A 7274-nucleotide genomic window follows, 5' to 3' on the forward strand; every position below is an offset into this window, starting at 1 on the left:
CGGGGGATGGCCTGGAATATATAGGTATTTAAGGTGATAATCAAATATTTTGTGATCATTTTAATGTCTATAAGTCATCATGTGGCAAATATTTAAACCAATCCCGTCCATATGTCACGGATTCAGGTGCCTACTTTGGCTTCCAATCCTTTAGCTTGCAAGCTCTGCGTCACCCACTGCCTGACAGCAGCCAGCTGGATGGCTTGTTCCACGTGCATCTCGCTTTGTTTCGCATATCCATTTAACATCTCATTCAATTCCTGCCGATGGATCAAATGAATTTTTCCATTTGTCAGCGATAATACGACTTCTTTATAGTTCTCCCATTGCTCTTTGAGCAGCTCTTTTTCCTTTTTGACGATTTCCGTCACATCCAAAGCCAAAAAAGCACCGCTTTGAAAACTGGTGGGCACAGCGTGTACATCAATATACTTTTCCCGGTCTGTATCAATAAATAATTCACGGGCAGGGGCCCCTTGTTTAATAGATTCTTTCATCAGTTTGATCAGATCACTTTCTTTCAATATGTCCACCTGTTCACCGCTAAGCTGTCGGATACGTCCCTTGTCGTATCTGTAGCTAGCTCCCACCAACAGACGGTCTAACAACTCAGACTTGTGCAGGTCGGTCTCCAGTTCTTCACGAATTTTTTGTTTAACACTGTCCTCCAGATTTTCAGTGAGCTTGCTAATAATCTCTTTTTTCTCTAAGACGAGATATTCATACTCTTCCCGGGAAAGCTGTTCGTCCGTTTGATTTTCCCTGACAACTTTGACAATATCAAAGGCGATCAGCCCTGATAAACCCTTATGATAAATGGGGGAAAGATAAACGGTAACATGATCGCTAATTTTGACTGAATAGGAGCCAAGAGGGGCGTTCGTTTCCACCAACATGCCTATACGGCTGATGCCAATGAGCCACCCATGATATTCAGACTGCTCTTCATCATAGAGTATAATTGATTTTGGGGGAGATACTTTTTTTCGCAACAACCCGCCGTCAATCAAGTTGAGACAGTTGGTGCATGACGGATGATGAGGACATTGTGAACACAGCTGCATATTTTTCCCCTCGCCTCTATATCTTCAGCAATACCATGGTCATGTCATCCATTTGAGGGATTGAATCTGTAAAAGCCTCCAATGATTGCAGTACATCTCTCTGCAGTTCCCCGACCGGCTTGCCCTGCCCATTGGTCAACACCTCAACCAACCTCTCACGCTTGAAGAATTCTCCTGCTTTATTTCTTGCTTCGACAATTCCATCAGTATAGAAACAGACACAATCCCCAGCTTTTAAAGTGATTTGCTTTTGCTGATAGTGGGGATTAGCAACGCCTCCTAACATCACACCTTTACACTCCAGCGGTATTTCCTTGCCGTCTCGTACCAGAAACGGCTCATGATGTCCGGCGTTTGCATAGGTCAGGGTGCTGGAGTGGGGATCCCAGTCTGCACAGAACATGGTGACAAATGAAGACAACATCCGCAAATCTTCTAATAGAGCTTTGTTGATCACTCGCAGTGTTTCCTGTACACTACTGGAGCTCTCTGCGGCACTGCGAAATGCTCCCCGTATCAAAATCATCAGCATGGCAGCCGGGATTCCCTTCCCCATCACATCCCCGATCACAATTCTCACTCTGTCACCAGACAAAGGGTAGAAATCGTAATAGTCTCCGCCGACAACTCTGGCGGGTAGGGTTGTTCCAATGACCTCTCCCCGTTTTAACTCAGGGCTGATCGTGTTTAACAAACTAAGTTGGATTTGGCGGGCCAGATGAAGTTCCCGTTTTAAATTTTCATCCATGTTTTCTGTCACTTTGTTCATCAGCTGGGAATACAGGGGATATTGGATAAAGGTCATGATTGCCATTCTCCTTTCAACTTTAAGAACAGGAGACAGATTGATTGTTCGAGATGCGGTCATTCTCTTTGAAGCAGGCTCCATGCACAAAAAATGCCTCTTTTATCAAAAGGGCAGATTCTCTTTTATCAAAAGGGCAGATTGATATGTACAAGTTATAAGTCTTAAAACCTATTAAAAATCCATATAAAACCATTTTTATTGGGATAATAGCTCTTTTGTCTCATGACTTTTATCATAGTTTACACCGTTCGACAAACATCGTCAATATTTTCGTTTGGTCCATTCCAACGAAGAAAACTCCTGTCCTCAAGCGGACAGGAGTTTTTTCGTCACTCTGTTAACTTTTTTAACCATTCAGGATCAAACTCCCCATTCGGGCAGCGCCCAGCGATTTTTCCGCACCTACCCCCGGACATCCACCTCACGGCCCACCCACTCAATCTCAATGGAGGGGCGCTGGCGAAGGTAAATCTCTACGCGGGCAGGAGTGTGTTCAATGCTGGGCTTCTGGGGTTTCACATCATAATGCCAAGTTCCGCCCTGTACCTTAATCTCCACCTGTTCCGGGAAATACTCCACATCCACATTCAGCGTGCTGGCCGGACCGGCAATCTGCATCTCAGACAGGGGGCGGGGCAGTTCTTTGGCCAGTTCAGCGATCACCTTGTTGGAGAGGTGGACATCAGCCATCCGGTCACCATCCCGGGCCATTTTGGCTACGATTTCCGGATAAACACGTTTAATGTTATCCACAATCTTTTTGGTCAATGTAACCGGTGGAATCAGCCCATATGCCGCCCATGCCCTGCTCTGGTCAATGTGCAATTCGCCCGGCTGGCGGTCAATGTGTACTTGGGCATGTTCCGTTGTCATGGTCACCTGAGCAGGAGGCTGTTCAATTTCCAGCTCGCCCGGTATCTGGTTAATGCCGATTTGTGCCTGTTCCTGTTTGATCCTTAACTGGGGCATGGTGGATAATACCCCTGACGACGAAACAGCTGCAACACTCACTTTCTTTACCACCTTGACTAAATATCATCTCACCCTCATCATTTCAACTTTCTGTACCCTCTGGGCAGGTTATCGAAAGCCTGCCGCCGGTGAGCATCTGCCCTTGCTTCATCCTTATCACCGGACAAACTGTTAATTTCCGCCATTAACCTTTCCCGGCAGCTAGGACACAATCTCCCCTCCCGAATCAGTGTTCCGCACGTTTCACAAGGGTAACCCATATTGGGCAGATTTTTCAATTGCAGCCGTCCCTGACGGATAAACTCTTTAATCTGGGCCACTGACACCCCTGTCTTTTCACTCGTTTCATAGATCGTCGCTTCCCGGTTCTCCTTTTGCCGCAAAAAATCATAGACGATCCGGTATTGCCGTTCAATCTCTTCGTGGCATTGGGGACAAACTTTGCGTGTCGTGCGCACAAATAAAGCGCCGCAACGGGGACAATTATCCAGTTGTGCCATGCACATCCCTCTCTATGACATTGCCGCTAACGGGCAACGGTATAGCTAAATACCTGTTTCGCTCCACCGCGCTTTAAAGCCAGGGCAGCCGCATGCACGGTGGCCCCTGTCGTATAAATATCGTCAATAACCATAATCCGTTTATTAATGATATCGGCTTGACAGGCCGGATTGTTAAGGAACATCGTTAAGATTTTTTCCATTCTGGCCTGCCTTCCTTTCTTGCTCTGCTTCTCTTCGGCCCCTTGCCGCTGAAGCAGCTCTGATCTGTACGGCCGCTGCCAAGTTTCAGCCACCAGGCGGGCGATCAAATCGGACTGGTTAAATCCCCGTTCTGAAAGGCGGCCAGACGAAAGGGGGATCGCTGTGACCAGATCAATCTGTCCGGTGTCAATGCCCTGCTGGCGGGCATGCTCACGGATGACCGCTGCGAAAAAGTATTTTAAGCGCTCATCTCCCCTAAATTTATAGCGGGCAATCAGCTCCTGGGTCCACGCATTGTAACGCAGCACACTCCTGTTCCAGTCCAAAACAGAACCGGCTCCCCGCTTGTTTTCCCACTCCAGCCAGCGCTGGCAATCGTAGCATAACAAGCCCTGCTCTGTTTCCTTCACATAGCGCTGGTCCATATGCTCAAGCGGGCGGAAGCAGCGGCTGCAGCCCGTGCCGATCCAGTCCGCTTCCGCTTCACAGGCGGAACACAGCCACGCATGCAGAGGTGGCAGCAGGTCCCGCCGGAATGGGGCCAAACGTAGCAACGCTGTCCAGGAAAACACGTGGGGACGCTCATGCTGGCAAACCAGACACCGCTTAGGCATGGCCGTCACCTTCCTCGTGCTTCTGACCCATGGGGCCTGCCACTCCCTTGGGGGCTGCCATCCCTGTGGAGGCTGCCACTCAACTGCCGGGCCAGACGGTTCCACTGCTTAATCTGGCGGATGGCCTGCTGCTGTGCCTTGGTCCGCATTTCGGGCAAAAACCAGACATATCCGACAGGATCTGCGGTCTTACGTCCCACCCGTCCAGCAATTTGAATTAATGCCGCTGCATCAAAAACGGCATCGTCACTGCCCAGCACCGCCACATCACTGAACGGAATGGTCACCCCCCGCTCCAAAATGGTGGTGGTAACCAACAGCCGGATTTCATGCTGGCGGAAACGGGAGACAATCCCGACCCGGTCAGGATGGGCCGCATGGACCCCTGCCACCGTAAACAGAGCGGAAACCTTCTCCGCCAGCATGGGCCAGGCCGCCCGCATAAAGGGCAACAATTCTTCTTCAACATAGTGTTGAACCAGCTCAATGTCACGGACCTGGGGAACAAACAGATACCCATAACGGCCGTTGTCCATCAAGTGGAACAAAAAGTCGATTAAGGGCGTTAATTTTTCCTTCTGCCTGATTTTTTTGCGCCAGCGCCCCACCGGACGGATTCTGGGCACAGCCAGGGGCCGGCCGTGAAAACGCTGGGGAATAAGCACATGGGCCAGGTCACCGCGCTTCACCCGCCCGGCCATATCCGGCCGGGGGGTGGCGGTTAGATAAACGGTTTTACCCGCAGCTTTCCTGGCCCGTGACACCGCCAAGGGCAGCATGGGATCATGGTGGTAGGGAAAAGCATCTTCCTCATCAATGACCACCACATCAAAATAGCGGGCAAACCGGAGGGTCTGGTGGGTGGTGGCCAAAAACAGCTGGCCCGGTTTGAACCGCTCCCCGCTGCCGCCATATAAGACGCAGACAGGCACAGCCGGAAAGGCTGCTTGCAAGCGGGGAGCCAGCTCCAAAATCACGTCCCGGCGCGGGGAGGTGACCAGCACCTTCTGTCCTTGGTTTAAAACATAGGTCAGCATGTCAAACAACATCTCCGTTTTTCCTGCCCCGCATACCGCCCAGACCAAAAACTCCTGCTGGCCCCCTTTCTCTTGCACAAAGCGCAACAGGGCCTCTGACGCTGCCTGTTGCCCGGGACTTAACCGCCCTTGCCAGGTGCAAACCACCGCCTTCTGGTTCCCTTCCCACTGGGCAGTGTCCGGCTCCTCAGCGGCTTCCCACCTTAGCAGCGGCTGGCAAGCTTTGACCCTGCCCATGTCCAGGCAGTGGGGGCAATAGGCACAATCCTTCCGCCCGCAGCTGGCACAGGCCACCGTGACCACCTCCTGCGCGCCGCAACGGTTACACTGCCACACAGTATCGCTGCTGGACAAGGTGCCCCCCTTCAACCACCCTAATCCCTTCAACCATCTTAAACGGGCCCCGGCACGGAACCCGCTGGCCCCGCGGCCGGGGGCCATCGCTGGCAGCCAATCAAAAAGACCTTGCAGGTAGCCATGTTGCAAGGTCTCTAAGAAGCGTATGTTCCAATCATATTCGTTTTCCGGGCGTGCTTGTCCGGCCGGTTCTGCCGTTGCTTGGAGTTCCAGCACCGCTTGTTTCACTTCGGACAACAACAGCTGCCTTCCGGCCAACGCTTGAACCAGACGAGACAACAGCCTGCCTTGATGCACAGAGCTGACCGCTTGCCATACACTGCGCCGGAGAGAGGCGGGGGGAAACACCCATCCGCTGGCTGCAAACGGCACATGTTCTGCCAACAGCCGGCTCCAGGAAGAGGCTCTGGCCACAACGTCCACCTGTCCCTGAAACCAACCGGCCCTTTGCAGTTGTGCCCACAACACCCTGTCTGTCTGGTCAAATACACTGCCGGGGGAAACAAGTAACCACCTCATAGGCTGTGAAGGGGGTTCCGACTCACCTTGACGGGCTGCGCTGGATTCCGCTTCTTTCTTCACGGGGACGCGTATGGTGCCGGCAACCCGGTATAAGATGCACCCACTCACCATCAGCACCTCGCTTTAGCAGGAAAGGGTTTAGGTCAGGGAGGGATGAGTGTTCCAGGTCAGTCCGAGTGTCCCTTCTCCCACATGGGTGCCGATCACAGGACCCATGTAAGCCACTTGCACACGCAAGTGGGGATAGTGTTCTTGCACCTCATCCCTCCAGGCCAATGCTTCTTCTTCCGCATTGGCGTGCACCACAGTAACAAGGAAAGGTTGTCCGCTCTTGGCCTCCTCGGCCAACAATTCCATGATGCGTGCCTTGGCTTTTTTCTTGGTGCGGATTTTTTCAAAAGGCACAATTTTTTTATCCACGAAGTGCAAAACAGGCTTAATGCGCAGCATGCTGCCGATCAACAGCTGCGCCGCATTGAGCCGGCCCCCCCGGTGCAGATGGGAGAGATCATCGACCACAAAGTAAGCCCGGTTGGCCCGCTTCAGCTCCTCCAGGTAAGCCACAATCTCCCCGGCGGTTTTGCCTTCTTCTGCTAACTGGGCTGCTTTTTCCGCCATCAGGGCTTGCGGCGCGCAGGAAATTTCCGAGTCCACCAGATGAACGGCAAAATTCTCCACCAGGTCAGCCGCTTGCCGGGCAGCCTGATAGGTGCCACTGATGCCGCTGGACAGATGGATAGAGATGGCTTCGTCATACTCTTGGGCCAGCCTTTCATATGCTTTGACGAAATCCCCCACTGAAGGCTGGGAGGTGGTGGGCAGAACATCGCTTTCCTTTAACTTGCGGTAAAATTCTTCATAGCCGATCTCCTCCCCTTCACGGTAGGCCTGGTTGCCAAAAATAACGCTGAGCGGCACCACGGTGATGCGGTGTTTGTCAATCGTTTCCTGGGACAGGTAAGCCGTGCTGTCCGTAACTATGGCAATTTTGCTCATCGTTTAGATGTCCTCCTCATCTTTCCTTCCATTTGTCCTTCTATTTGTTTTCATTATGCCACAAAGCATGTCCTTGAACACTCCCACCACCTACGCTTCGCTTAGAGGTGGGGGATTCTTGGGAACAACAGCCTACCAGCCGTTTATTGACCAAGCGATCCCCGTGTGTCCCACGGTTCAGTTGACTAGAAAGCCAACAA

7 protein-coding genes are annotated in these 7274 nt (G+C 51.9%); all 7 read right to left on the bottom strand.

Going from position 1 to position 7274, the window contains the following annotated elements; translation table 11 throughout:
* Positions 1–122: 122 nt before the first annotated feature.
* The 7 genes from IEW48_RS15880 to IEW48_RS15910 all read right to left on the bottom strand — a co-directional run bounded on the left by IEW48_RS15880 (position 123) and on the right by IEW48_RS15910 (position 7074).
* Positions 123–1064 (bottom strand): hypothetical protein, encoded by a 942-nt coding sequence (locus IEW48_RS15880; protein WP_188624611.1) that lies wholly within the window; start codon positions 1062–1064, stop codon positions 123–125.
* A 16-nt stretch (positions 1065–1080) separates the two neighbouring features.
* Positions 1081–1869 (bottom strand): PP2C family protein-serine/threonine phosphatase, encoded by a 789-nt coding sequence (locus IEW48_RS15885; RefSeq protein ID WP_188624612.1) that lies wholly within the window; start codon positions 1867–1869, stop codon positions 1081–1083.
* A gap of 405 nt (positions 1870–2274) precedes the next feature.
* Entirely contained in the window at positions 2275–2883 is a 609-nt protein-coding gene (locus IEW48_RS15890) for a DUF6470 family protein (protein WP_188624613.1), read from the bottom strand.
* A 38-nt stretch (positions 2884–2921) separates the two neighbouring features.
* Positions 2922–3344 (bottom strand): TIGR03826 family flagellar region protein, encoded by a 423-nt coding sequence (locus IEW48_RS15895; RefSeq protein ID WP_188624614.1) that lies wholly within the window; start codon positions 3342–3344, stop codon positions 2922–2924.
* 26 nt (positions 3345–3370) lie between these two features.
* A complete protein-coding gene (locus tag IEW48_RS15900) occupies positions 3371–4162 on the bottom strand; it encodes a ComF family protein (RefSeq protein ID WP_188624615.1) in 792 nt (263 codons plus the stop codon).
* A gap of 5 nt (positions 4163–4167) precedes the next feature.
* A complete protein-coding gene (locus tag IEW48_RS15905; protein WP_188624616.1) occupies positions 4168–6186 on the bottom strand; it encodes an ATP-dependent helicase ComFA in 2019 nt (672 codons plus the stop codon).
* A 30-nt stretch (positions 6187–6216) separates the two neighbouring features.
* A complete protein-coding gene (locus IEW48_RS15910) occupies positions 6217–7074 on the bottom strand; it encodes a DegV family protein (protein ID WP_188624617.1) in 858 nt (285 codons plus the stop codon).
* Positions 7075–7274 lie beyond the last annotated feature (200 nt).

Source organism: Caldalkalibacillus thermarum (genome assembly GCF_014644735.1).
GTDB classification, from domain to species: Bacteria; Bacillota; Bacilli; order Caldalkalibacillales; family Caldalkalibacillaceae; genus Caldalkalibacillus; species Caldalkalibacillus thermarum.